Below are 23152 nucleotides of genomic sequence, written 5' to 3' on the forward strand. Positions count from 1 at the left end.
AACACTCAATTGACAACTACACTAATCTATCAACTTTTTTCTAACTTGTCAAGAGAATCTTAGCTATTTTTTTGATTTTTTTCAAAAAGTGGGCTCAGATAGCTTTCTTCGGCATTAAATCGCGTTTTTAATCCTTCTGTTGCTAATTTTAAAAGTATTTGGCTCGCTTCTTTTAATGCTTTATAATCATCTTCAGATAACGTTTTACTAGCAAAAAGACGGCGCATTTTAGCATAATCATGATGATATTTTTCATATAGGGGAAGATTTAAAAGATACTGAGATACTTTGTCCATGTTTAAAAATATCCCTAAATGAAAGGCGACTACAGAAAATGTCTGGTTCAGAGGTTGCGTACATGTGCTGCGAAACTCGATAGTTCCCCTAGTGGTCAAATCTTCGTAGTTGTAGCTACGGTGATAGGTAAAATCAGCTTCCTGAGGTATGATTGTGACCTTTTTACCGTCTAAATCATAAGCTTCAATATGGTCTTGGTGAAGATAATCCTTGGCAGCAATAGGGGGAAAATACAAAATCTTACCTTGACGCTCTACTGTAAACAGACTGGACTTGTCAAGATAAGTCACTAAATCATCAATATCGGTAAAATCATGATCGTATAGGCCGATATTTTCTCGATGAGTACCGTGCATAGACTCTTCCCAAAAAATATCGCGAGATAAATAGGTCTCCCAACCTCCGACTTTTAATTCAGAATTAGCAAATAAATAGGCTTTAATAGGCTCTAGCTGATTAAAGGTATTGAGTGTCGGTATAAGATTATCCCTTGTCACATCTAGCTGAACTTGGCTGCCACAAATAAAAGCACCGTAATCCGAATACTCATGATAACCATTTTGCAACCCTTTTTTAGCTAAGGCTAAATAATTCATCAACATTTGATAACGTGGTAATTTCACTGGGCTATTATCATTGATTGCCCAGTGAGGGTGAACCCCCCATCCTTGTAACTCGTGATGATGTGCTACTAGAAACGTTTGGATAAGAGTTAAATAGTCTTGAAATCGTTTTTCAATACTTTGGATGGTAATAGCAGGTGAAAATGCAAACTCTAAGATATTGTATGAAACTTCAAAAAGAATCATATCCCCCGAATGGCAATGCCTCACTTGAACGCAAGCACCATCCTCATCTTTTTGGACACACTCAAATGCCTCCTGTCTAGCAAGATATGCTAGGAGCTCCTTGGTCACTGTCGTATCTGTCGCTCTACCTTCTGTATGGACAATGGGAAATTCAAGCTCAACACCAATTAGTAATTGAGGGTTATCTTTGATAGGGGAAATGTAGCGCTGATATAGCAACTCTTTTGATGTCTTCATAGCAACCTCTGACTTCTTCTTTTTAACATTATAACACAATTTATCTATTATCAGAATATTTAGGCAACAAAAAAGCACCAAAAGGCGCTTTTTCTTTAATCTAAACCAATTCGCTTGAAAATATCATCTACACGCTTAGTGTAATAAGCTGGATTAAAGAGCTCATCAATCTCCTCTTGGCTAAGTCTAGTAGTCACTGCTTCATCCGATTCAAGGAGTGGTTTGAAATCCACCTGGTTATCCCATGAATAAGCTGTCTTAGGTTGTACTAAATCATAAGCTTCTTCACGTGTCATACCTTTTTCAATCAAAGCAAGCATCACGCGCTGACTAAAAATAAGACCGAAGGTTGAGCCCATGTTGCGCAGCATATTTTCAGGAAAGACTGTCAAGTTTTTAACAATATTGCCAAAGCGATTGAGCATATAATCAATCAAAATAGTCGTATCAGGTGTAATAATGCGCTCGGCTGATGAATGTGAGATATCACGTTCATGCCATAACGCGACGTTTTCATAAGCTGTTAACATATGACCACGGATTACACGAGCAAGGCCTGTCATGTTCTCAGAGCCGATTGGATTACGTTTATGAGGCATAGCTGAAGAGCCTTTTTGCCCTTTAGCAAAATATTCTTCCACTTCACGTTGTTCTGATTTTTGCAGACCACGAATCTCAGTTGCCATACGCTCAATAGATGTTGCAATACTAGCTAACACCGCAAAGTATTCAGCATGTAAATCACGTGGTAAAACCTGTGTTGAGATTTCTTGAGGACGGATACCCAACTTCTCACAGACATACTCTTCAACAAATGGAGGAATATTGGCAAAATTCCCTACGGCACCAGAAATTTTACCTGCTTCAACACCCTCTGCGGCATGCTCAAAACGCTCGATATTACGCTTCATTTCGCTATACCAAGTCGCTAATTTCAAACCAAAAGTTGTAGGTTCTGCATGAACACCGTGTGTACGTCCCATCATGATGGTGAACTTGTGTTCACGCGCTTTATCAGCAATAATCTCAAGAAAAGCTGCTAAATCACGACGAATGATATCGTTTGCTTGCTTGTAAAGATAGCCGTAAGCGGTATCTACCACATCAGTTGACGTAAGACCGTAGTGCACCCACTTACGCTCTTCTCCAAGTGTTGCAGAAACAGCACGTGTAAAAGCCACGACATCATGACGCGTTTCTTCTTCAATTTCTAAAATACGAGCAATATCAAAATCAGCTTTTTCACGGATTTTTGCCACATCTTCCTTAGGAATCTCACCGAGCTCTGCCCAAGCTTCATCCGCTAGGATTTCCACCTCAAGCCAAGCACGGTATTTATTTTCCTCACTCCAAATTGCCGCCATCTCAGGGCGTGAATAACGTTCGATCATGTTATGATACAGAGGGAGTCTAAAAAGCAAGAGAAAATAGGAGACTGACGCAGTGTGCTTGCACACTAGGAAGCCTATCTTTTTTCCGATGATTTTAGCACGAGTTCAAACACTTGAACTTTCCCTCTTCTCCTTTCTGTTGTTTAAAGTTTAAGTTGCTAAATCTAGGAAATCCGTAGCCCGTATTCAATTCAGAATGCGAGACCCTTATTCCTTTCTTTATTTTTATTTAAATCTTAGTATCAAATTATAGGAATATCCTTAGCTATTTGCGAGCTTTCCATCCAGGTTCAGTTCAGCAAACTAGCTGCCTGTTTTCCTTTCTCTATTTACAATTCGGAACTGAAATCCGTATTCAGTTTATGGACAATTATCTGTATCATCTTTTCACGTCCTATCTACAATTTAGCAACCTTCACCATATCCACGTGGGGGATATCGTCCTCCAGATAGACGTCTGACGTCCGTTCAAAGCCAAAGGATTTATAGAATTTTTCTAAGTAAGCTTGGGCTTGAGCATAGACAGATTTATCTGAGAATCGTTCTGCAACGATATCCAAAGCTGTTTGAACTAATTCTCGTCCTAGCTTGTGTTTGCGGTATTCTTGGCTGACCAAGACCCGCCCTAGCGCCATTTGCTCCCCTTTAGGATAGAGGCGACAGTAAGCTGCCACCTTACCATCCAGCATCTTAAAAAGATGCAAGGACTCCTTGTCCAGCTCATCCACTTCCATATAGGGACATTCCTGCTCAACGACAAAAACAGCCACACGAGCTTGATAGATTTGAAAAAGTTCTTCTGTCGTCAGCTCTGCAAAAGACTTGACCATGTAGTCCGACATAGATATGTCTTCCTTCATTCTCTAAAATTCCTCCACTTGATCTGGCTTATCACTAAAGAGGGTCACATGCCCCATTTTACGATTGTGTTTAGCTTCTTCTTTACCATAAAGGTGTAAGTGAGCATTAGGATGTTTTTTGACAAATGCGACAGCTTTTTCAACATGCTGTCCAAGAACATTTAGCATGACAGCTGGAGCATGTAGGTGAATAGAGGGTAATGGTTCTCCTAAAATCCCCAAAATATGTGTATCAAATTGTGAAAAATCACAGGCCTCAATGGAATAATGTCCTGAATTATGAGGTCTTGGTGCTATTTCATTGACCATAATCTCCTCACCTGCCACAAACATCTCTATACATAGTGTACCAAAAAGTTGCAGGTCTGTGGCAATTTTTTGAGCCATTTGGACAGCTTTTTGAGCTAGCTTATCAGAAATGCGAGCTGGGACAATGGTTTTAGAGAGAATATTGTGGCGATGACTGTTTTCTTGAACGGGAAAAACACTAACCTCTTGACCATTACCTGAGAGAATCACAGAGATTTCCATCTCAAAAGGCACATAATCTTCTAAGACACAAGGCTGCTGATTAGCTAAATCACGTGCACGCACCAAACTTTCCTCATCACTAATAACGACTTGACCATGTCCATCATAGCCACCTGTTGCCGTCTTTAAGACACGCTTTGTCGAAAAATCATAGTTTTCCAAATCCTCTTCTGAGTCAATAACACGATAAGGTGCTATCCCAACACCCGTACTCGTTAAAAAAGCTTTTTCCTTAATACGATTTTGAGAAATGCGCAGTAAATCAGTCCCTTGTGGTAAGGAGGATAAAGACTTCACTGCATCAAGGGTATCAGCATCGACATTTTCAAACTCATAGGTCAAAACATCACACTGTCTAGCTAATTCTCTTAGCGCCTCTTCATCATCATACGACGCCACAATCATCTGACTGACTTGAGAAGCAGGGCAATTCGCTGCTGGATCTAGTGTTATCACCCTGTGCCCGCGATAGATCGCAGCAATAGCCATCATCTGCCCCAGCTGACCGCCACCAATGATTCCGATTGTCTTAGATGAGTTCATGGCTAGACTCCTTTGCTATCTCTCCTTGCTCTTTTGCAAACATCTCCAAAGATTCATTTAGCCTATCGTCTTCAATAGCTAAAATACGGGCAGCACAAAGGGCAGCGTTGGTAGCTCCAGCATCACCGATTGCCATAGTAGCCACAGGAACTCCTCCTGGCATCTGTACAATGGAGTAAAGCGAGTCAACGCCACTAAGCGCACGTGATTTGATTGGCACTCCAATGACAGGCAAGGTTGTCTTAGCTGCTACCATACCGGGAAGATGAGCAGCTCCCCCTGCTCCTGCAATAATCACCTTTATCCCTCGCTGTCTAGCCTGCTCAGCATGCTCAAACATCATATCAGGTGTTCGATGAGCAGAGACTACTTTTTTTTCATATGGAATCGCCAAACGATCGAGCATATCGGCAGCTCGCTTCATTGTTGACCAGTCTGAAACGGAACCCATGATGATGGATACAAGTGCTTGTGTCATATACTACTTCTCCTTATTTAATCGCTTTATCTCCAATATCGGTACGGTAAAAGAGTCCTTTTGTCTCCTGTTCTTTTAAGGCTTGATAAATCACTTGTTGCGCTTCTCTTACGGTATCTGCTGTGGTGACTAACATATAGACACGCCCGCCACTAGAGACCAAGCTTTTACTATCTTTAGCAAAAGAAGCCCCAGCATAATAAGTCGTTATCTCACCACTGGTCTTTTCTGGCAAGACAACACCCTTAGCATACTGCTTGGGATAGCCGTCTGAGGCCACGACAACACCAAGCGTCACGCCATTTTCTTGCCACGTAATATCCGTATCACGCCCTTCAAGAATATCCGTGATATTTTGCGCCAAATCAGATGTCAAGCGAGGCAAGATAATTTGCGTCTCAGGATCACCAAATCGTGCATTAAACTCAATAACCTTAGGCCCTTGGTCTGTCACAATCAAACCAGCATACAACACACCTTTATAAGGACGCCCTTCTGCAATCATCCCTTTTAGGACAGGCTCGACTATAGTCGTCACTGCTTGTTCAATAACCTGTGATTTAAGATGCGGTACAGGAGAGTAAGCCCCCATGCCTCCTGTATTAGGTCCTTTATCTCCATCGTAGGCACGTTTATGATCTTGAGCAGTCGGCATAATGTAGTAGCGATCGCCATTGACAAAGGCAAAGAGAGAAAACTCCTCACCGTCTAAAAACTCTTCAATGACAACCCTAGCACCAGAATCTCCAAATTTATTATCCAGCAGCATCTCTTGCGCAGCATTGACAGCCTCATCCACACTGTTAGCAACCACTACACCTTTTCCAAGAGCAAGTCCGTCTGCCTTAACCACAATCGGAGCGCCCACTTTCTCAATATAAGCTTTAGCTTCTTTAAAATCTGAAAAAGTCTGATAAGCTGCCGTTGGAATCTGGTATTTGGACATGATAGATTTAGCAAAATCCTTAGACCACTCCAGCTCTGCTGCTAGGCGACTAGGTCCAAATGCCATCAAACCAGCTGCTTCAAAGTCATCTACAATCCCTGCTGCAAGGGCATCATCAGGACCAATAAATGTCCACGCCACATGATGTGCTTTAGCAAAGTCAATCAAGGCTGAATGTTCGGAAATACCAATAGGTACCAACTCTAGCCCATCCAAAGTCATTCCATCATTTCCTGGAGCAACATAAACTGTCTCTACCTTATCTGAAGCCAACAACTGCTTAGCAATCGCGTGTTCACGACCTCCTGAGCCAACAACTAAAAGTTTCATGACAAATAACACTCCAAAGACCCATCTAATAACTAATAAAGGCATTTAGCCATATGCTTAGACTGTCTTCCCTTTCAAATTACGAATTATACTTAGTTATTATATCATATTTGTTCGGATAATGCTTGCTTGTATTGCATTTTATCTCAAAAAACAAAGTAAAAAGGCATCGTTGACACGATGCCTTTTTAGGAGATTTTGAAAAAGAAAAAGTTTTAGGATGATCTTAGTATAGCTAAGCTTCCTTAAAAAAATCTTAAAACCATAGTTTTTAACTTTTATCAAAAAAATAAGAACAGCCGATAGCCGTTCTTATTAGGAGATTTTATGAAAAAGTTTTAGGATAATCATAGTATATCTTCCATGGCTTAAAAAAAGCTAAAAGAAATCCTAGTCAATCCATAAAACCTTCTAAAAGCTATTTAATACTAAGCTTTTCTTAATGCCTAAAATGACGAACACCTGTGAAAATCATCGTCAAACCATGTTTATTGGCAGCATCAATAGACTCCTGATCACGAACAGAGCCACCAGGTTGAATAATAGCTTTGATACCAGCTGATGCAATTTCTTCGATATTATCAGCAAATGGGAAAAAGGCATCACTCGCTAAAACAGCTCCATCCAGACGATCTTTAGCTTGCTCAAGAGCAATTTTCACAGAACCCACACGATTTGTTTGACCTGGACCTACACCTAAGACCATATGATCGTTGGTAATAATGATACCATTTGATTTGACATATTTGATGGATTTCCATGCAAATGACAGAGCCTCCTGTTCGGAAAGACTTGGTTGTCTCTCAGTAACAATCTGCCAGTCTTCTGGATTTTCGGTCACGACATCTTGATTTTGCACCAAAAGCCCTCCAAGAACCCCAGTCACCTCAGCTTCTGTCTCACTGTCTTTTTGATGTTCAAAATCAAGTGCTAAAATACGCAAATTCTTTTTCTTTTCCGTGAGAATAGAGAGAGCTTCTTCTGTATAACTTGGTGCAATGATGATTTCTAAGAATATCTTATGCATTTTTTTAGCGGTATTAGCATCTACTTGACGATTTAAGACAACAATACCTCCAAAAATAGAGACTGGGTCAGACTCATACGCATAATCCCAAGCTTGCTCAATCGTATCTGCCTGACCAATACCACAAGGATTCATATGTTTGAGAGCAACAACAGTCGGACGATCCGTAAAATCACGAATAATACGAATAGCTGCATCCGCATCACGGATATTGTTAAATGACAACTCTTTACCATTGAGTTGCTTAGCTAACGCGATAGAGTAGTCTTGTGGCAAAGCTGTCTGATAAAAATCAGCAGCTTGTTGAGGATTCTCACCATAGCGCATGGCTTGTTTAAGCTCATAAGTCAAGGTCAACTTCTCAGGTTTTTCCTCACCGACCTGCTTTGTGAAATAATCAGCAATCAAAGCATCGTAAGCTGCCGTATGACGAAATACTTTAGCTGCCAAAGCTTTTTTCAACTCAATGCTCGTCTCATTCTTTTCAGACAACTCCTCTAACACAGTCGCATAATCAGCTGGGTCAACAACAACAGTGACACTCGCATGATTTTTGGCAGCTGAACGAAGCATAGATGGTCCACCAATGTCGATATTTTCCACTGCTTCTTCATAAGAAACGTCAGGTTTTAGGATCGTTTCTTTGAAAGGATAGAGGTTCACCACAACTAAATCAATCAGCTCAATAGCTTGTTCTTTAGCTGCTTTTAGGTGACTATCTTGATCACGACGTGCCAGAAGCCCACCATGAATCTTAGGGTGTAGTGTCTTAACGCGGCCGTCCATCATCTCTGGAAAACCTGTCACATCATCAATCGCAATAGTATCCACTCCCGCCTCGTCAAGAGCAACTTTTGTCCCACCAGTTGAGATAATCTCCCAACCTAGTCTATTAAGTTCTTGAGCGAATGCTACAATACCTGCTTTATCAGATACGCTGATTAGTGCGCGTTTCGTTGTCATGTTTTCTCCTTTTAAATAAAATATGGTTTTAAAGTTACTAAAGGTTAATCTAACTCGTATAAAAGGTAATGGTCAATAGTCATTGCTTACGCCCCACACCTAAACTCTCCAGCACTTGAGGATATAGGATATACTCCGCTTCATGGATACGTGCTTCAAAGCTCTCAAGTGTATCGTCAGACAAGCGAGGAACACGTACTTGCTTGATGATTTGACCACTATCGACACCACTATCGACCCAATGAATCGTAACACCACTTTCCGTAACGTTTGCTTTCCACGCATCTTCAATACCATGTGCACCTGGAAATTCAGGCAAATAAGCTGGATGGATGTTAATCATACGTCCTTCATAACGTGACAGTAGTGTTTCTGCGACAATCTTCATATAGCCTGCCAGCACCACCAAGTCAATCTCATAACGCTCTAACAACTCAACAATGGCCAATTCATAATCAGCTTTGCTTGAAAATTCTTTAAGTTCAAAGGCATATGAGGGAACTCCAAGCTGATTGGCACGCTCTAACACATAAGCATCACGGTGATCTGAAAAGACAAAAGCCACTTCAAATTGCTCTGCAATCACTTGAAAATTAGAACCATTACCTGACGCAAACACTGCTATTTTTTTCATTTGATAACCACACTTTGTGTCTCTTTGGCAACGATACGTCCAATCTCATAGACTTCCTCATCTACCAATGCTCTTACCTTAGAAACATTTTCTGGAGCGACAGCTAAAATCATCCCAAGCCCCATATTGAAAATTTCAAACATCTCTTGATGATTGATTTTACCGTAGGATTCGATAGCTTTAAAGATAGGTAAAACAGGAATCTTAGCTTCCTCTATCTCTGCTGCTAAATCATCTGAAAACATACGAGGGACATTTTCGATAAAACCACCACCTGTGATATGAGCAATCCCATGAACAAGATTCTCCTTGATAAGCGGTAGCAAGGCTTTCACATAAATACGCGTAGGCTCTAAAAGAGCCTCTTTTAAAAGCTGGCCATCAAGCTCTGGTAGGTACTCATCGCCTGTGTAATTCTCAAAAACACGGCGGACAAGAGAATAACCATTAGAATGAATACCGCTTGAAGCTAGTCCCAAAAGAACATCACCTTCTGATACCTTTGAGCCATCAATAATCTGAGATTTCTCGGCTACACCTACTGCAAATCCTGCCAAATCATAATCATCAGCACCATACATACCAGGCATTTCAGCAGTCTCACCTCCGATAAGAGCAGCACCTGCTTGAACACACCCCTCAGCTACACCTGCTACGACTTGCTCTAGTTTTGAGGGGTCATTTTTGCCAGTCGCAATATAATCTAAAAAGTAGAGCGGCTCAGCACCTGCTGCGACAATGTCATTGACACACATAGCCACACAGTCTTGACCAATAGTATCGTGCTTATCATACTTGATAGCTAGCATCAACTTAGTTCCAACACCGTCTGTCCCAGAGATAAGCACTGGCTCCTTCACATCGATAGCACTGAGGTCAAACATCCCTCCAAAGCCCCCCAAGGCTCCCATGACTCCTAGACGTTCTGTCTTTGCGACATGTTTTTTGATGCGTTCTACCACTTCATAACCTGCTTCAACGTCCACTCCAGATTGAGCATAGGCATTTTTAGACATGATTTCTCCTTTTTTGACTAATCCTTTTTAACATTATCAATATAAAAACTGGTCTTTTCTTCAAGACTACGGAGGTATTCTGCTTCGTAATCATAAAGAGGTGTTGGGTATTTTCCATCAAAATAAGCCACACAAAGACCACCATTTGGTGCATCAGTTTCTAAACCAACCGAATCAATCAGACCTTCTAAAGACAAGAAAGTCAAACTATCCGCACCGATAATATCGCATACCTCATCGACACTATGGTTCGCTGAAATCAACTCACGACGGGTCTGAATATCAATCCCATAAAAGCAAGGATACTTTAGAGGAGGACTAGCAATCGCTACATGAACCTCAGCTGCTCCTGCTTCTCTAAGTAGCTGAACGATACGGCGTGATGTTGTCCCTCGGACAATAGAATCATCTACCATAACGACACGTTTCCCTTTAACAATACTAGATACAGCAGACAACTTCATCCGAACACCTTGCTCACGGAGTTCTTGAGTCGGCTGGATAAAGGTTCGTTGCGTGTATTGATTTTTAATCAAGCCCATTTCATTTGGCAGGCCTGATTCTTCTGAAAAACCTGAGGCTGCTGATAACGACGAATTAGGGACACCAACGACAATGTCAGCGTCATGTTTAAATTCTTGAGCTAGTCTTCGACCTGTATTTTTACGAGCTGTGTGCACATTGATACCATTGATAACTGAATCAGGACGCGCAAAGTAAACATACTCCATAGAACAAACAGCCAACTGCGTGTCATCAGTATAAGTATCGTAGTGGATACCTTCATCATCAACAACGACAATCTCACCAGGCTTGACATCACGAACCCACTGCGCACCAATCACTTCAAACGCACAGGTCTCACTAGAGATGACCCAAGCACCATTTTTCATCTTTCCGATAGACAGTGGTCGAAAACCATTTGGATCCATTGCTGCAATCAGCTTATCTTCTGCCATCAAGAGATAAGCAAATCCACCTTTGACAATGTTGAGCGCTTCTTTCAGTTTGCCCATAAAATCGGGATTGTGACTACGACGGATAAGATGAGCTAGTATCTCTGTATCAGAAGAACTCGAAAAGATAGCTCCCTGACGTTCTAGCTCGCTCTTTAGAGTCAACGTATTTGTCAAATTACCATTATGCGCTAAACCAAATTGTGTATCTGAAAAACGGAAATGAAACGGTTGGATATTGTCAATAGAGGCCTCACCTGTCGTTGCATAGCGGACATGACCAATCGCTCCGTGACCTTTTAATTTATCCAAATCAGCTGGATTATGAAAAACTTCTGAGACCAACCCTGTCGCACGATGGCGCAACAAATTGCCCTTATCATTAGAAAGAATGCCTGCGCCTTCTTGACCGCGATGTTGAAGACTATGCAGTCCAAAATAAGTCACTTGGGCAGCTTGAGGATGTCCCCAAATCCCAAAAATACCGCATTCTTCATTTAAAGATTTTACTTCGTATGTCATACTTACCTCAAATACAGGTCACTTAAACTACTTGCTTTGACCTGTCAACTGTTGACAAAGACTTGATAATCAAGTCTTTGTCACGAACATGTGCTACTGGCTTACTTTCCTGTAAAATAAGCGACTGCACTTTCAAATAATCGTTGATTTTTATTACCAGGGATGTTTTGGAACAAACCTTCTTCGTAGCGCTCAGAATGCCCCATCTTACCGATGATTTGACCATTACGACTGGTAATCCCTTCAATAGCAAAATGAGAACCGTTTGGATTGTACTTGCTATCCATACTTGCCTTCCCATCAAAATCAACGTATTGGCTCCAGATTTGACCGTTATTTCGCAAAGATTCAAATTCCTCAGCTGTTACGACAAATTTCCCTTCGCCATGTGATACTGGAATCGCATGAATATCTCCAACACTTACACCTGATAACCAAGGTGAGTTCGTATTTACAATGCGTGTTTCCACCATTTTGGCAACATGTTGATTGGCATCATTATAAAATAGTGTCGGACTTGTTTCATCAGCCTCTTCAAAATTACCATAAGGTAAAAGCCCAGACTTAACAAGAGCTTGGAAGCCATTACAGATACCAATAATCAGACCGCCCTTTTCAATAAAGCTATCAATCGCCTGACGGACCTTTTCATTTAACAAGATATTAACGATAAACTTAGCCGAACCATCTGGCTCATCTGCTGCTGAGAAACCACCTGCAAAGAAAATAATCTGAGATTTTCCAATATGTTCAACCATAGTGTCAACAGACTGACTGATAGACTCTTCATCCAAGGTCACAAATGGCACGAGGTTAACACACGCACCAGCTGCCTCAAATGCTTTGGCAGAATCATATTCTGAGTTGGTTCCTGGAAAGACTGGAATGTAAACCAAAGGTTCCTTAACGACTTCTTTAGCCGTTTTCACAGAATCACTAATCACCTCTGGGACATCAGCTAGGGTTGTTTCTTGCTTAAACTCTGTCGGATAAACGGCTTCTAACTTCCCTTCAAAAGCAGCTAATAAGTCTTTTCCATCAAGACTGACACCATTGACATCTAGTGTAAACAGGTCCGTCGTTTTACCTAGCTTGTAAACCCCTTCTATATCTTGTGATGACGTAAAGACAAAACCACCTAGCTGGGCACTCAATGCCTTATCAAGCTCATCTAATGTCAAAGTCGCCCCGATACGATTTCCAAAGCTCATCAGAGCAAGGCTCTCCATAAGCCCGCCATATTTCACCGCAGCAGCTGCTGTAATAGGATAAGTCTTTCTCAACTCCTCAAAGCGTGTAAAGTTAGCTTTGATAGTCTCAAAGTCTATCTCTACTCCAAGCTCACCACCTGGGAGGTAATAAATAAACTCATCTGCAGCTTTAAACTCTGGCGAGAGAACGTCTCTCACATCTGCTGTCGTCACACCAAATGCCACTAAAGTCGGAGGGACCGTTAAGTCCTCAAAAGTACCGCTCATCGAGTCCTTACCACCGATAGATGGCAAACCAAGCTGTATCTGTGCCTCAATAGAGCCTAACAAAGCTGACACAGGCTGACCAAATCGCTCTGCCTCTTTATCCATACGCTCAAAATACTCTTGATAAGAAAAACGTGCACGAGACCATTGCGCTCCTGTCGCGACTAAGCGAGCGGTCGCTTCAATAACCGCATAAGCTGCACCATGATAAGGAGACCATTCTGCCAGATAAGGATTATAGCCTTGCGCCATGACAGAAGCCGTGTGAGTCACACCATGTCTTACTGGTAACTTCTGAACAGAACTTTCTGTAGGCGTAATCTGATAACGTCCCCCAAGCGGATGGTTAACTGTCGAGCGACCGACAGAACTATCAAAGATAGTCTGTAATCCTTTTTGGCTAGCATGATTCAGCTCAGACAGCACACTCAAAATATCTTTTTTCAAGGTTTCTGTTGAGGTTGTTCGTTTTTCTGGTAAAACAAGGTCTTTATCAACAACCTTAGCATCTACCACTACTCGCACACCATTAGTATCAAGGAAAGAACGCTCAATATCTACAATCGTTTCACCATTCCATGTCATCACGAGATTAGCTTTTTCAGTCACTGTGGCAACAGCGACAGCATGGATATTTTCCTTAGCACATGCTGCGATAAAGGCATCCACATGACAAGGCGCAACAACTACAGCCATACGCTCTTGACTCTCTGAAATGGCAATTTCAGTACCGTTTAATCCAGCATATTTTAGCGGTACCTTATCCAAGTCAATCTCTAGCCCATCCGCTAGCTCACCAATAGCAACGCAGACACCACCAGCTCCAAAATCATTTGATTTTTTAATGAGACGTGTCACATCGCCATCTCTAAAGAGTCGCTGAATCTTACGTTCCTCAATAGCATTTCCTTTTTGAACTTCTGCGCCAGCAGTCTCAACAGACTCTACCGTCTGAACCTTCGATGATCCAGTCGCCCCACCAACACCGTCACGTCCTGTCTTACCGCCAAGTAAGATAATAACATCACCAGCTTCTGGCTTTTGACGGACAACATTTTCTTTTGGTGCGGCACCAACAACGGCCCCCAGCTCCATACGCTTAGCCACAAAGCCTGGATGGAAATACTCACGAACATAAGTGGTCGCAAGACCGATTTGATTACCATAAGAGGAGTAGCCATGTGCTGCTGTTTTAGAGATGACCTGCTGAGGCAGCTTTCCAGCACGTGTCTCAGATAAGGCTTGGGTGATATCACCTGCTCCTGAGATACGCATCGCTTGATAAACATAAGAACGACCTGACAATGGATCTCGAATAGCGCCACCAATACACGTTGCAGCACCACCAAATGGTTCAATCTCCGTTGGATGATTATGGGTTTCATTTTTAAACATGAGTAACCACGGCTCTTTGACACCGTCGACATCAACTTCAATCTCAACTGAGCAAGCGTTGATTTCATCAGAAACTTCCATGTCATCTAGGCGACCATTAGCGCGCTCATAGCGTCCAAAAATAGTGGCCATATCCATCAACGTTTGAGGTTTATCTTGACGACCTAGCTCTGCACGCATGGCAAGATACTTATCGTATGTTGCTTGCAATTGCTTATGAAATTGGGATGCTGAAAAATCAATCTGACGCAACTCTGTCTCAAATGTCGTATGACGACAATGATCGGACCAATAAGTATCTAATACTTTTAACTCAGTTTCCGTTGGTACACGACCAATAGACTTAAAGTAGTCTTGGATAAAGAGAAGATCATCAACCTCCATCGCTAAACCTTGATCAGCTTTATAGTGGCTAAAGTCCTCTGCTGTGTAAGTCTCAAAAAAATCTAAGCTTGGAATTCGCTTATCTGACTTAGAAAAAGCTTGTCGTTGTAGTGGCTGATCGATCGCTTTAAAGCGTGAATCAACTGGATTGAGTAAGTAAGATTTGACTGCTTCTAGCTCTCTGTCATCAATATCTTTATTAACCAGATACAGTTTAGCAGTCGTTACAGTTGCTGCTTTAGCACCAAGCAAGAACAAAGCTTCTTGACTGCTGGCAGCGCGTTGATCAAACTGTCCTGGGAGAGCTTCAATGGCAAAGAAAGCGTACTTCAAAAAAGCTTCTTTGACACTTTCTTCTGACAAGATCGTATCTGTCACTTTTTCAGAAAAGATATGCGCTTTAGCACGCTCTAGTAAGCTATCTTCCAAATCAAAAACATCATAGACCTGTACCAAGCGCACATCAGACAAAGTTTTCAGTTGAAGATTATGCTTTAGCTCATCTAACAAAACCTGCGCCTTAATGTTAAAATCCTTTTTTTTCTCCACAAAAATACGTGTATCCATAGCTTTTGCTCTTCCTCCTCTAAGCCAATGTCTGCAATTTTTCTAAGACAACTTCATAGACATCTGTAAGACTACCTAAATCACGGCGAAAAACATCCTTATCCATATGATTACCTTGTGCGTCCCATAGACGACAATTATCAGGTGAAAACTCATCTGCTAAAATAATGTGTCCATCCTTATCTCGCCCAAACTCTAATTTGAAATCAATGAGGTTCAAACCAATCTGAGAAAACCAATCTCTTAGTAAATCATTGATTCGACGCGTTTCAGCTTTGATGTAGTCAATCTCTTCTTGACTGGCAATAGCTAAAAATCCCACATGTTCATCATTGATAAAAGGATCATCTAAATCATCATTTTTATAGTAAAACTCTACGATAGGCGTCTCTAGTACAACTCCTTCTGACACAGCAAAGCGTTTTGAAAAAGACCCTGCACAGACATTACGTAAGACCACCTCTAAGGGAATAATCTCCACTTTTTGATTCAGCTGCTCCGTATCAGACAACTGCTTGATGAAATGCGTTTTAACACCTGCGGCATTTAATTTCTCAAAAAGAAGTGAGGAGATACGATTATTCAAGGCTCCCTTGCCCACAATCTCTTCTTTACGTGCGCCATTTAGCATGGTAGCTTGGTCTTTATAGACTGAAATAATCACATTCTCATCACTTGTCGCATAGATATCTTTCGCTTTTCCTGTATAAATCAAGTCGGTTTTCATGATTTCATTCGCCTTTCGCTCTATTATATGACTAATAGTATCATAAAATAGACAATCGTTCAAGTTTTTGCGTACTTATGTCAGTTTATCTTTTTTTAACGTTCGTCATTTAAGAACATTAAAAAGCCTGAGATAGCTCAGGCTTTTGTTGTCTTATGTAATTGATTAGCGATATAATCTAATAATTCTCCCATAGACGTCATTTGATCAACAGCTTCATCAGGAATAGTGAGTTGAAAAGTATCCTCTAACTTAATAATCAATTCCATCAAGGCAATGGAATCAATACCTAAATCCTCTTGTAAACGCGTTGATTCCGTGATAACAATATCTTTTTGATGAAGTTGCTGGCGAATAATAGTAACAATGCTTGTAAAAATCTCATCTCTTGTCATCTAAGAGACCTCCTCTTAGTCTTTAGGAGTTAGAGCTTTAACAGACTGCTCCACAACTTTCGTCTCAAGCATGGTACGGACTTGCTTAATGGTGCTATATACAGCCTTATCATCACTAGAGCCGTGACATTTAACAACAGGGGCTTTTAAACCAAATAACACAGCACCACCAGCATCAGAATAATCCATAATCCCTTTGAGATTATAGAGTGTTGGCTTTAATAAAAGAGCACCTAACTTAGCACGCGCACCACCATTAGCAATACTTGATTTTAAAGCTGATAGAATGCTAAGTCCAGTTCCTTCCATGGTTTTTAAGACTGCATTTCCAGTAAAACCATCTGTCACAACCACATCCGCTACACCACTCATCAAATCACGCGCTTCAACATTTCCAATAAAATTCAGACTGGCGTCGCTAGCTAAAAGATCATAGGTCTCCTTATGCATAGGATCCCCTTTAGTCTCTTCTGTTCCATTATTTAATAAAGCGATCGTCGGTTTGGTGATACCACGCACATTTTGAGCGTAAAAAGAACCTAAAATGGCAAATTGATGTAAGTGGTGAGCTGTATTTTCAGCATTAGCGCCAAGATCAAGCATATCGTAACCACGACCATCTATGGTAGGCATTGTAGACATCAATCCTGGGCGGTCAACCCCTTTAATACGCCCCACAACAAACAATCCAGCGGCCAATAAAGCGCCTGTGTTGCCAGCTGAAATCACTGCATCTGCTGCACCTTCTTTAACAGCCTGTGCTCCAAGCACCATAGATGCTTTTTTCTTACGACGAATAGCTTTTGCTGGTTCATCATCTGAATTGATTTTTTCATCTGTATGTATGATTGTTACACGCTCTTTAGCTGTTAAGTAATGTGTAATTTTGGTTTCGTCACCATATAGTTGAACCTCAATATCTGAAAAATCAGCAAGGGCTTGGTTGACCCCTTCTACGATAGCTTTAGGGGCATTGTCTCCCCCCATAGCATCCACAGCTATTGTCTTCATGAATAGTCACCTCATCTTTAGTTTTCACTTATTATACCATGATTTTACGCTCTTTAACAGTTTACAGGCAAGGTTATGAAAGTTCTTAATCTTATGAAAAAAAGATTGAGATATGTTCTCAATCTTCCTTTGGCGTCATGATGTGACCCCATGACTCTAAGTCATCTAAAAATTTTTTACTCTTGAGATGAATCCCAACATAATTATCATAAATTTGATCTAGAAATTGCCTGATTTTATGCTTCATCTCTGGTTTTATAGAAATGCTTTTCAGCTCTTCTAAAGAAATCTGTTGAAAACGATCTAAAAGGTATAAAACATTAGGATCTACATGACTACGCCTATCATCCTTATCATAATGATTGGGACATAAAAGCCCTGAATAACGGTAAGAGAAATCAAAAGGTAACCCAATTCTGTGGCAAAAACAGCACTCATGAAAATTGATAGTAGCTCCAAAACGCTCCAAAATCTGCACTTCAAAGATATTAGTTACGATAGTTGCATCTAAACCCTCTTCCAGCAGATTTAAAACAGTCACTAAAAACTGAAACAACTTTCCATCAACCACCTTATCTTCTATGGCAGCATCTGCTAAAGCCATCATATAGCTGGCATTCGCTAAAGCAAAAATATCCTGATTGATGTGATCATAGCGCTTAGCGTGCTTATAGTCAACAATATAAGACAAACCTGAATCATTAAGGCGTAGGATAAAGTCCGCTAGCATCAACGGTTGGATGACTGCGTTTAGCGATGATTGACTAGCATGTTTCACGAAAAACATTCGTTTGCCACTTGTCTTTGTAAATATCTTAACCAATTTATCATCTTCTCGATAATCACGATTAAAGAGAATCAGACCCGATGTTTCTTTAATGTCCATAAGAGTCCAAGAACACCTCTAAACGCTCCATAGCAGTCTCTATTGTCTCCATGCTGGCTGCATAAGATAAACGCACGTAGCCTTCCCCATATTTTCCAAAAGCAATACCTGGGATAATCGCAACTGCTTCTTGGCGGGCAAAGTCTTGACAAAAGCGAAAAGAGTCTTGCGGATAACCTTCTGGGATTTTCGCAAAAATATAAAAAGCACCTGTCGGCTTGATAATTGAAAAACCAAGCTCTGTCATCTTAGCGATAATATAATCACGACGCTTGATATATTCCTGACACATAGGAAGAGCATCATCTTTTCCAGCACTCAATGCTTCTATAGCGGCAAACTGAGAAATTGTACTGGCTGCTGTCACCAAATATTGGTGACTCTTAATCAGCTGAGCACACAGAGCCTCTCTCGCAAAAATCAAACCGATCCGCCAACCTGTCATCGCATGCGATTTAGATAGACCGTTGATTAAAATAGTCTGCTCAGGAAGATATTCAGCAATAGAGACATGCCCTTCACCATCATAATTCAACTCTGAATAAACCTCATCGCTAACGACAAAGATGTTATATTTTTGAAGAACCTCAGCAAACCCTTTAATCTGCTCACGATTGTAAGTGACACCTGTAGGATTAGTCGGGTAATTCAAAAGCACAGCCTTAAGCTTATCGCCTTGTGCTAAAATAGCGTCTTCCAACATCTCTGGCGCCAACACAAAATCATTAGCCCTTGTATCAATTTCAACAATTTCAGCTCCAACTAGATTGACAATAGGTTCATAACCTGGATAAGCTGGCGCTGGCAGTAGCACCGTATCACCTGGCTCTAAAATAGCTGTTAAAGTGGCAGATAAGGCTTCTGTCGCACCTATTGTCACTAGAATTTCCTTATCAGGATCATAATCAAGGTTGTATTTTTCCCTAACAAAGTCACTTGCGGCTTGACGCAAACTCAACAGACCACTCATCCCTGTGTAATGAGATTGATTAGCGTCGATAGCTCTTTTAGCAGCATCTTTAATATGCTCTGGAGTTGTAAAATCTGGCTCCCCCAACGTCAATTTTAAAATACCTGGCACATCTGAAATTGATTGGTCAAATTGCCTAATCAACGACACCTCAATCTTATCCAAATGTTTATTAAAACGGTTTAACAGTTCCATAACTCACTCCTGTCATTTTCTTTTTATTATTATACTAGAATTTTATCGTAATTGCACCCTCTAATCACTTATCCACATGTGGATAAGTTGACTATAATAAAAAAGATGGCGAACCATCTTTTTTAACTTACAAGCGAGCTGCCATTTCAAATAAAGGCGATAGCGGTCTTTTTTCATGAATACGAATAATCGCATCGGCAATTAAATCGGCAATAGAAATTTGCTCTATTTTCTCAATTAAGCGCTCTTCTGGAAGGAAAATCGTGTCTAAAACAACTAATTTTTTAATCGCTGATTTATCAATATTATCAAGAGCGGGTCCTGACAAAACAGGATGCGTACAAGAAGCATAAACCTCAGTTGCTCCCTCAGCAGCTAGCGCATCCGCAGCATGACAAATTGTCCCTGCCGTATCAATCATGTCATCAATCAAAATACATTTTTTACCCTTGACATTACCAATAATATGCATCACTTCACTAGTATTCATCTTAGTAACACTACGACGTTTATCAATAATGGCAATTGGTGTTTTAAGGTATTGAGCCAACTTACGAGCACGTGTCACACCACCGTGGTCAGGGCTGACAACCACAACATCATCACCAATAAGACCATTGCGATCAAAATATTCAGCAATCAAAGGGGCTCCCATCAAGTGATCTACTGGAATATCAAAGAAACCTTGAATCTGTGCAGCGTGCAAATCAACCGTTAATAAACGGTCAACACCTGCAACTTCCAACATATTAGCTACTAGCTTAGACGTAATTGGCTCACGTGAGCGTGCCTTTCTGTCTTGACGAGCATAACCGTAATAAGGCATAACCACACTAATCGTCTCAGCACTAGCACGCTTTAGCGCATCCACCATAATCAAAATCTCCATGAGATTGTCATTTACAGGAGAGCTTGTTGACTGTAAAATAAAGACATGATGTCCACGGATAGACTCTTCAATGTTTACTTGAGTCTCCCCATCTGAAAATTGACGCACTGATGATTTCCCAAGGGGAATACCAATGGTATCGGCAACTTTCTGTGCTAGCTCCTGGTTGGATGAGAGAGCAAACAACTTCAAATTTGAATAAGACATGATTTCCTCCAATGATTTTATCCTATACCATTGTACCGTTTTTTATCCTATTTTTCAATCTGAAAAGAGCTCGAAGATGACTTCGAACTCTTGCTTATTACGATTATGGATAAATGTAGTAAACAGCACTTCCACTCCAAGTACTAGTTGGATCAAAAGTTCCACGGTAGTTACCAATACTCATGTTACCATTAAAGTTAGATTCCATAACTTGAATTGATGTTGAGCTATTGACAGCTGTTACATAGGCAACATGACCATAGCCACCACCATCAGTTGGCCATACTGCAACAGAACCTACAACTGGTGTTGTTCCAACAGAATGTCCTGCAGCTTGCGCACTTGCAATCCAGTTATTAGCATTACCCCAGTTGTTTCCGACCCATGATGCCATTGATTTAACACCCCAAGTACATTGACCAACTGGGTAAGTATTTGGTCCACTTGCTGTTGATGTAGTCGTTACTGCTGGCGCTGTTTGTGTCGTGGTAACGGCTGGTGTAGCTGTTTGTGTAGTCGTTGTTACTGAAGCAGCTGGTGTTGTCGTTGCCGCTGGCGCTTGTTCAACTGTCGTTGTTTGCGCAGGAGTAGAGACAACTGGTGTTGCAGCTACTGTTTCAGACTGAGCAGGAGCAGCTACTTGACTTTGTACCTCAGAAGTTGCTACTGAGCTTACTTCACTAGTAACAGTTTCAGAAACTACAGCTTCGCTCTGAACTGGTGATACAACCTCACTTGCAACTACTGAAGATTGTTCTGATGTAGCAACTTCAGAAGATACAGCCGCTTGAGAAGCTTGTTGAGCTGCCATTTCTTCTTGAGCTTTAGCCTGTGCAGCAGCCGCAGCTTCTGCTTGGGCTTTAGCCTCTGCCTCTGCTTGAGCCTTAGCGGCAGCTTCTGCTTCAGCAGCTTGACGTGCAGCTTCTTCTGCTGCAGCTTTTTGAGCTTGCAAATCAGCTTTTTCATTTTGAGCAGTAGTCATTTGCTCAGATAAAGCTAACTGTGCTACTTCAAGTTCTGCTTGTTGTGTAGCAAGAGCATTTTGGTTTTCAGCAATAGCTGCTTTATTAGCTGCTACTGTATTGATAGCTTCTTGATTTTCAGCTTGTTTTGTTTCAAGTGATGATTTATCACTTTCTTGTTGTTCCAACAATTTTTCATTGGCAGAAACCACTTTATTGATAGAAACTAAACGTGTAATAGCCTCAGAAACTGATTTTGAGTTTAAAATAGAACCAAGGTAGCTTGATGAACCGTTTTGTTTTTGGGCATTACGTGCTTGCTTTTTAATAGCTTCATTACGCGCCACAATCTTAGTTGATAATTCTTGGATTTCTCCAGATAATTTCTCAGATACAGCCTCCAAGCGTGTATTTTCAGTTTCAAGTTCTGCTTGTTGTGATTGTAAAGCACTTACTTGAGATTGAATTGCAGCCACTTGGTTTTGTGCAGCCGCTTGTTCATTAGATAAATTGTTAATCACCGCATCTTTCGCAGCGATTTGCGAATCATAATCATCCGCGTTGGCATTTACAGCAGCCGTTCCTAGTGTTACACCACTAACAAGAACAGCAGATAGAATTCTTTTTTTCATGTTAATACAATAACTCCTTTTTCGATAAGACATACTTATTTTACCAAAAAAACAAGCGTTATATGTTACATCATAATTACAATTTGGTTTGATTTATGATTATTTATGTTTTTTTAAGGTTTACCCGCAAACATAACCTTTAAACTCTTTAAAAGACAACTGTAACTCTCTAATAAACTTAGCCTTTCCTTTGAATCGCTCTCCTGAAATAACCTTTGCCAACTTTACTTTCCCTTCTGCATCTAAAGAAGCTTCTACCTTATTTAACAACTCTTTATAGGCCACAAAATCATCTAAAAGCAACCCCTTATCCTTGATAAAATGTCCATACTCATTGACATCTTCATAAGGCATTCTATCAAAACGACGCTTTTGACTCTCCTGCTTACGAATCACATCCTTTAAATGACTAGAAAACTTCGTCTTAAAGTAACGATAAAACATAGATTCATCATCCAATAACTCTGGATGATGTTTTAGTAAATAATAAAGAACCAATCGCCCTTCTTGTAGCCAATCATCACCATCCCACAACTTGATATAATAATTTCTTTTCATCTTGAAAATGATGGGTTTTACCGTCACAAACAAAATTTCAAATTGTATTAAACTTTTCATAAGCTATCTCCTTAATTAAGTGATAAAGCTATTATACAAAGAAGTTTTTTAAATGAACAGGACATCCATGTCCTTTACAAAATCACTATTTTATGGTATAGGAGAAAAAGTAGATAAAAAAAGAGAGACTAAAGTCTCTCATCAAGCGGAGAATGGGGGATTCGAACCCCCGCGCCAGTTACCCGACCTAACGATTTAGCAAACCGTCCTCTTCAGCCTCTTGAGTAATTCTCCATATATTATAATGGGCACAAGTGGACTCGAACCACCGACCTCACGCTTATCAGGCGTGCGCT

General features: G+C 40.8%; 19 protein-coding genes and 1 tRNA gene. All 20 read right to left on the bottom strand.

All coding sequences use genetic code 11. The annotated features are described in order from the left end of the window. Positions 1–59 precede the first annotated feature (59 nt). Complete coding sequence (locus ACLN19_RS07855; RefSeq protein ID WP_413385081.1) at positions 60–1343, bottom strand: glutamate-cysteine ligase family protein; 1284 nt, start codon at positions 1341–1343, stop codon at positions 60–62. 95 nt (positions 1344–1438) lie between these two features. Next, positions 1439–2734 (bottom strand): adenylosuccinate lyase, encoded by a 1296-nt coding sequence (purB, locus tag ACLN19_RS07860; protein ID WP_413385084.1) that lies wholly within the window; start codon positions 2732–2734, stop codon positions 1439–1441. Between the two features lie 398 nt (positions 2735–3132). Further along, on the bottom strand, positions 3133–3576 hold the full coding sequence (locus tag ACLN19_RS07865) for a GNAT family N-acetyltransferase (protein ID WP_413385086.1): 444 nt from the start codon (positions 3574–3576) through the stop codon (positions 3133–3135). A gap of 21 nt (positions 3577–3597) precedes the next feature. Next, positions 3598–4668 carry a 5-(carboxyamino)imidazole ribonucleotide synthase gene (gene purK / locus ACLN19_RS07870; protein ID WP_413385088.1) on the bottom strand — a complete coding sequence of 357 codons (1071 nt, stop codon included), beginning with the start codon at positions 4666–4668 and terminating at the stop codon, positions 3598–3600. Continuing rightward, positions 4655–5146 carry a 5-(carboxyamino)imidazole ribonucleotide mutase gene (gene purE / locus ACLN19_RS07875; RefSeq protein ID WP_413385090.1) on the bottom strand — a complete coding sequence of 164 codons (492 nt, stop codon included), beginning with the start codon at positions 5144–5146 and terminating at the stop codon, positions 4655–4657. Before purE ends, purK begins: the two co-directional genes overlap by 14 nt. Before the next feature lie 13 nt (positions 5147–5159). Next, positions 5160–6422, bottom strand: coding sequence for a phosphoribosylamine--glycine ligase (gene purD / locus ACLN19_RS07880; RefSeq protein ID WP_413385092.1), 1263 nt, complete (start codon positions 6420–6422; stop codon positions 5160–5162). A gap of 439 nt (positions 6423–6861) precedes the next feature. Then, positions 6862–8412 carry a bifunctional phosphoribosylaminoimidazolecarboxamide formyltransferase/IMP cyclohydrolase gene (purH, locus tag ACLN19_RS07885; protein ID WP_413385094.1) on the bottom strand — a complete coding sequence of 517 codons (1551 nt, stop codon included), beginning with the start codon at positions 8410–8412 and terminating at the stop codon, positions 6862–6864. Positions 8413–8491: 79 nt separating this feature from the next. Continuing rightward, entirely contained in the window at positions 8492–9046 is a 555-nt protein-coding gene (gene purN, locus ACLN19_RS07890) for a phosphoribosylglycinamide formyltransferase (RefSeq protein ID WP_413385096.1), read from the bottom strand. Next, the gene (gene purM, locus ACLN19_RS07895) at positions 9043–10065 is read right to left on the bottom strand and encodes a phosphoribosylformylglycinamidine cyclo-ligase (protein WP_413385118.1); all 1023 of its coding nucleotides are present in this window, start codon (positions 10063–10065) and stop codon (positions 9043–9045) included. The genes purN and purM overlap by 4 nt, the downstream gene beginning before the upstream one ends. Before the next feature lie 14 nt (positions 10066–10079). Then, positions 10080–11540, bottom strand: coding sequence for an amidophosphoribosyltransferase (gene purF, locus ACLN19_RS07900; protein WP_413385098.1), 1461 nt, complete (start codon positions 11538–11540; stop codon positions 10080–10082). A gap of 101 nt (positions 11541–11641) precedes the next feature. After that, the gene (locus ACLN19_RS07905) at positions 11642–15364 is read right to left on the bottom strand and encodes a phosphoribosylformylglycinamidine synthase (RefSeq protein WP_413385100.1); all 3723 of its coding nucleotides are present in this window, start codon (positions 15362–15364) and stop codon (positions 11642–11644) included. A 19-nt stretch (positions 15365–15383) separates the two neighbouring features. Then, entirely contained in the window at positions 15384–16091 is a 708-nt protein-coding gene (gene purC, locus ACLN19_RS07910) for a phosphoribosylaminoimidazolesuccinocarboxamide synthase (protein WP_413385102.1), read from the bottom strand. 137 nt (positions 16092–16228) lie between these two features. After that, the gene (locus ACLN19_RS07915; protein WP_413385104.1) at positions 16229–16486 is read right to left on the bottom strand and encodes an acyl carrier protein; all 258 of its coding nucleotides are present in this window, start codon (positions 16484–16486) and stop codon (positions 16229–16231) included. A gap of 15 nt (positions 16487–16501) precedes the next feature. Beyond that, positions 16502–17497 carry a phosphate acyltransferase PlsX gene (gene plsX, locus ACLN19_RS07920; RefSeq protein WP_413385106.1) on the bottom strand — a complete coding sequence of 332 codons (996 nt, stop codon included), beginning with the start codon at positions 17495–17497 and terminating at the stop codon, positions 16502–16504. A gap of 118 nt (positions 17498–17615) precedes the next feature. Beyond that, complete coding sequence (gene recO / locus ACLN19_RS07925) at positions 17616–18383, bottom strand: DNA repair protein RecO (protein ID WP_413385108.1); 768 nt, start codon at positions 18381–18383, stop codon at positions 17616–17618. Continuing rightward, the gene (locus tag ACLN19_RS07930) at positions 18373–19548 is read right to left on the bottom strand and encodes a pyridoxal phosphate-dependent aminotransferase (protein WP_413385110.1); all 1176 of its coding nucleotides are present in this window, start codon (positions 19546–19548) and stop codon (positions 18373–18375) included. The genes recO and ACLN19_RS07930 overlap by 11 nt, the downstream gene beginning before the upstream one ends. Before the next feature lie 127 nt (positions 19549–19675). Next, on the bottom strand, positions 19676–20644 hold the full coding sequence (locus ACLN19_RS07935) for a ribose-phosphate diphosphokinase (RefSeq protein ID WP_413385112.1): 969 nt from the start codon (positions 20642–20644) through the stop codon (positions 19676–19678). Positions 20645–20747: 103 nt separating this feature from the next. Continuing rightward, the gene (locus tag ACLN19_RS07940) at positions 20748–22238 is read right to left on the bottom strand and encodes a PcsB-like coiled-coil domain-containing protein (protein WP_413385114.1); all 1491 of its coding nucleotides are present in this window, start codon (positions 22236–22238) and stop codon (positions 20748–20750) included. Between the two features lie 120 nt (positions 22239–22358). Next, positions 22359–22856 carry a sigma-70 RNA polymerase sigma factor region 4 domain-containing protein gene (locus ACLN19_RS07945; protein WP_413385116.1) on the bottom strand — a complete coding sequence of 166 codons (498 nt, stop codon included), beginning with the start codon at positions 22854–22856 and terminating at the stop codon, positions 22359–22361. Between the two features lie 146 nt (positions 22857–23002). Next, positions 23003–23090 (bottom strand) — tRNA-Ser (locus ACLN19_RS07950). Positions 23091–23152: the final 62 nt, after the last annotated feature.

This window comes from Streptococcus lishijunsis (assembly GCF_047290665.1).
GTDB lineage: Bacteria > Bacillota > Bacilli > Lactobacillales > Streptococcaceae > Streptococcus.

Bases quoted from the DNA above. Each gene is read 5' to 3' on its own strand.
- purB (WP_413385084.1), bottom strand. From the start codon at position 2,734: ATGATCGAACGTTATTCACGCCCTGAGATGGCGGCAATTTGGAGTGAG.
- plsX (WP_413385106.1), bottom strand. From the start codon at position 17,497: ATGAAGACAATAGCTGTGGATGCTATGGGGGGAGACAATGCCCCTAAA.
- ACLN19_RS07940 (WP_413385114.1), bottom strand. From the start codon at position 22,238: ATGAAAAAAAGAATTCTATCTGCTGTTCTTGTTAGTGGTGTAACACTA.
- purE (WP_413385090.1), bottom strand. From the start codon at position 5,146: ATGACACAAGCACTTGTATCCATCATCATGGGTTCCGTTTCAGACTGG.
- ACLN19_RS07935 (WP_413385112.1), bottom strand. From the start codon at position 20,644: ATGTCTTATTCAAATTTGAAGTTGTTTGCTCTCTCATCCAACCAGGAG.
- ACLN19_RS07945 (WP_413385116.1), bottom strand. From the start codon at position 22,856: ATGAAAAGTTTAATACAATTTGAAATTTTGTTTGTGACGGTAAAACCC.
- ACLN19_RS07865 (WP_413385086.1), bottom strand. From the start codon at position 3,576: ATGTCGGACTACATGGTCAAGTCTTTTGCAGAGCTGACGACAGAAGAA.
- ACLN19_RS07930 (WP_413385110.1), bottom strand. From the start codon at position 19,548: ATGGAACTGTTAAACCGTTTTAATAAACATTTGGATAAGATTGAGGTG.
- purN (WP_413385096.1), bottom strand. From the start codon at position 9,046: ATGAAAAAAATAGCAGTGTTTGCGTCAGGTAATGGTTCTAATTTTCAA.
- purC (WP_413385102.1), bottom strand. From the start codon at position 16,091: ATGAAAACCGACTTGATTTATACAGGAAAAGCGAAAGATATCTATGCG.
- recO (WP_413385108.1), bottom strand. From the start codon at position 18,383: ATGGACATTAAAGAAACATCGGGTCTGATTCTCTTTAATCGTGATTAT.
- purK (WP_413385088.1), bottom strand. From the start codon at position 4,668: ATGAACTCATCTAAGACAATCGGAATCATTGGTGGCGGTCAGCTGGGG.
- purD (WP_413385092.1), bottom strand. From the start codon at position 6,422: ATGAAACTTTTAGTTGTTGGCTCAGGAGGTCGTGAACACGCGATTGCT.
- purH (WP_413385094.1), bottom strand. From the start codon at position 8,412: ATGACAACGAAACGCGCACTAATCAGCGTATCTGATAAAGCAGGTATT.
- ACLN19_RS07855 (WP_413385081.1), bottom strand. From the start codon at position 1,343: ATGAAGACATCAAAAGAGTTGCTATATCAGCGCTACATTTCCCCTATC.
- purF (WP_413385098.1), bottom strand. From the start codon at position 11,540: ATGACATACGAAGTAAAATCTTTAAATGAAGAATGCGGTATTTTTGGG.
- ACLN19_RS07915 (WP_413385104.1), bottom strand. From the start codon at position 16,486: ATGACAAGAGATGAGATTTTTACAAGCATTGTTACTATTATTCGCCAG.
- ACLN19_RS07905 (WP_413385100.1), bottom strand. From the start codon at position 15,364: ATGGATACACGTATTTTTGTGGAGAAAAAAAAGGATTTTAACATTAAG.